The organism is Streptococcus parasanguinis (assembly GCF_001578955.1).
GTDB classification, from domain to species: Bacteria; Bacillota; Bacilli; order Lactobacillales; family Streptococcaceae; genus Streptococcus; species Streptococcus parasanguinis_U.
In genome coordinates this window covers 427,876-430,651 of the sequence record NZ_KQ969690.1, presented here as the reverse complement: position 1 = coordinate 430,651, position 2,776 = coordinate 427,876, and the positions used below count along the sequence as shown (strand labels likewise).

General features: G+C 37.2%; 4 protein-coding genes and 1 pseudogene. 4 read left to right on the top strand and 1 reads right to left on the bottom strand.

All coding sequences use genetic code 11. The features are described 5' to 3' along the window. The 4 genes and pseudogenes from SPADD19_RS11605 to SPADD19_RS05940 all read left to right on the top strand — a co-directional run. Positions 1 to 394 (top strand): lantibiotic ABC transporter permease (locus SPADD19_RS11605; RefSeq protein WP_128861594.1); only part of this gene is annotated, 394 nt, incomplete at its 5' end. 160 nt (positions 395 to 554) lie between these two features. Next, positions 555 to 797: a type B 50S ribosomal protein L31 gene (locus SPADD19_RS05950; protein WP_003016441.1), complete on the top strand. Its 243-nt coding sequence runs from the start codon at positions 555 to 557 to the stop codon at positions 795 to 797. A 148-nt stretch (positions 798 to 945) separates the two neighbouring features. Further along, positions 946 to 1,536 carry an HIRAN domain-containing protein gene (locus SPADD19_RS05945; protein ID WP_061455511.1) on the top strand — a complete coding sequence of 197 codons (591 nt, stop codon included), beginning with the start codon at positions 946 to 948 and terminating at the stop codon, positions 1,534 to 1,536. 94 nt (positions 1,537 to 1,630) lie between these two features. Next, positions 1,631 to 2,049 (top strand): annotated as a pseudogene (locus SPADD19_RS05940) (SP_0198 family lipoprotein). Between the two features lie 49 nt (positions 2,050 to 2,098). Here the strand turns inward: SPADD19_RS05940 and SPADD19_RS05935 are convergent. Continuing rightward, the coding region (locus SPADD19_RS05935) for a (S)-acetoin forming diacetyl reductase (protein ID WP_061455510.1) at positions 2,099 to 2,776 on the bottom strand (678 nt) is incomplete at its 5' end.

Here is a 2,776-nt window from a genome sequence, read left to right as displayed (position 1 = left end):
TTCATTGCCAAAAGGGTTGGCAATTGGTGTTATCGTCTCAGGTGCTATCGCAACTGTCGTTGCATTGATCGATGTATTTGGTGTGAACAAGTACACTGCTAATTTCAATGGCTATGGCGTTTCAATCGGCTTTGGGTTGATCCTTGCTTTGATCGCATCAATCGCTATTGTTGTGACTGGTCTCTTGGCGATGTCAGGTGGTAAAATCACTAAAGGAACCTTCGAAGAGCTTGCTGAATCTGGTAAAGGATTTGCCCAAACAGTTGGACGTGTGACAACTTCTACTGTAAAAACTGCTGTAAATGAAATCAAAAAAGAATCACACGAACACACTGAAGGAAAAGCTGATCAACCAGTTGAAGCACCAAAAGATCCAAATCAATCTGAACAATAATCTGATCATCATCACCTTGGCTTAGCCAAGGTGATTTTTTGATCATTATTTTAAATAAAATTAGTGAAAATACTTGTCAAGATCCTAGAAATTTGATAAACTAGCTTAGTAACAATCTATGGCTCGGAAAGAGACCATGGCAGAAAGGAAATATTGCAAAATGAAAAAAGATATCCATCCAGAATATCGCCCTGTTGTCTTCATGGACACTACTACTGGTTACAAGTTCCTCAGCGGTTCAACTAAGTACTCTAGCGAAACAGTTGAATTCGAAGGTGAAACTTACCCATTGATCCGTGTTGAAATTTCATCAGACTCACACCCATTCTACACTGGACGTCAAAAGTTCACTCAAGCAGATGGACGTGTGGATCGTTTCAACAAAAAATACGGTCTCAAATAAGAACCAACACAGAACCACTTCCCTTTTGGGAGTGGTTTTTTTGATAATCATGATATAATAAAACAAAAAATACTTTAAATTTTGAAATATTAATCATTCATAAACTCTAATCTTTTTAATGAATACTATAAGATAAATGGATAAAACAATGGCAAAATCATATAAAACTCTACTATTAGAAAAAATCCAAAATTGTAAACAAGAAATATATGATGTAGATAATGAAATTAAAGCTTTATATACTCAATTTAATAATACAAATTGGTTTAGTTTAAAAATCTTAAATAAACAAAAGGTTTTTGTTGAGCAGATCCAATTCTTAAAATCTAAACAAAGTGAACTGAACAAAAAATTAACCGATCTAAAAAAAGAATACGATATGGGATATGTATATCGACGAGAAATTGATGTAAAAGGATCAATATACAGGGAAAATGCCTTTGCTCCATTCTATAATAGAACACATGGTGATGAAAAAGATTTTGCCACTATTGAATTTGAAAATGTAATATTAGAAGAAGAGATAGATAATGAATATGATCCTTATGCTATCAAAGTCATTGTTGATGGTGTATTCATTGGCTACGTTGATAGAAAATATAATCGTGGTTTTCGCAAATATATCAATGATTCTAGATATAAATTTATTAATAAAGTTACAGCACATGGCAGCTATGATGAAAAATGGAATTACAAAATTTACTACACACTAAATATCGATGTTATCGAACTTAAGTAGTAATTTCCTTTTTTCCTTTTCTGAAAAATCGTTTTCATTGTCTTCTCCTCTATCCTCTGCTATACTTGGATTATCAAAGAAAGGAGATAAGTCGATGACATTGTCCAATAAATTCACACTTTCTCTTGCCTCACTGGCAGTTCTTGGTCTTTTAGCATCCTGCTCGAATCAGACAGCTCAAACACCTGCAAGCTCTGCTAGTTCACAACAGGTTTTTCGAGTGCTTCAAGCTCTAAAGATTCTCAAACGTCTAGCCAAGCTGAAAATCTAGATGGGACATACAAGGGAACTGATGAAACTGATCAGATCACTCTGACGTTCTCTGGTACGACGGGCACATGGGAAGAGCTTGAAAGGGATGGCGAGAAAGAAAGCAAGCCTGTAACCATTCACACTGACAATCATACTCTCACTGTGGGGGATGATCTCAAATATTATAAACTAGAAGGTAACCAACTCACTATTGAAGATGACGATCGTGATCCTTCTGATACCATTGTATTAACTAAATAGCATAAAAAATAAGAGGTTAGGATGTTGATCCCAACCTCTGTTTTTTATCTTAATGGAACTGCATTCCACCATCCACGATAATGGTTTGGCCTGTAATGTAGTTTGAATCTGGTCCAGCAAGGAAGCTAACCGTTGCTGCCACATCTTCTGGTTCTGAAAGACGTTTCAAAGTGATATCTTTAGCGAATGTTTGCATACCCCATTCGTCGTCTTTACCTGCGTTCTTCCCAACCTCATGAGCGATATCATACATCATTGGAGTTTTTACGATACCAGGTGCATAGGCATTGACAGTAATGCCTGAATCAGCCAAGTCACGCGCCAAGGTTTGCGTAATCCCACGAACAGCAAACTTGGTCCCACCATAGATGGTCAAGTTTGGATTTCCGACAACCCCTGCTTGTGAAGTCGCATTGATGATCTTCCCACCATGACCGAGTGCTTTGAACTGAGCTTGAGCCGCTTGTGCACCCCAAATCACACCACCAACGTTAATAGCAAATGTACGTGTAAATTGTTCTTCTGTAATTGTATCAAGTGGTGTAGTTGGTGCAACACCTGCATTGTTCACGACAACATTCAAATCTCCAAAATGGTCAACAACTTTTTGGAAAGCTGCAGCTACTTCTGCTTGTTTGGATACATCAGCAACGACCGCAAAAGCATTTTCTGCGGACAACTCAGCAACTGCTTTTTCAGCTGTTTCAGCATTGTAGTCCAATACTCC

Bases quoted from the DNA above. Each gene is read 5' to 3' on its own strand.
- SPADD19_RS05950 (WP_003016441.1), top strand. From the start codon at position 555: ATGAAAAAAGATATCCATCCAGAATATCGCCCTGTTGTCTTCATGGAC.
- SPADD19_RS05945 (WP_061455511.1), top strand. From the start codon at position 946: ATGGCAAAATCATATAAAACTCTACTATTAGAAAAAATCCAAAATTGT.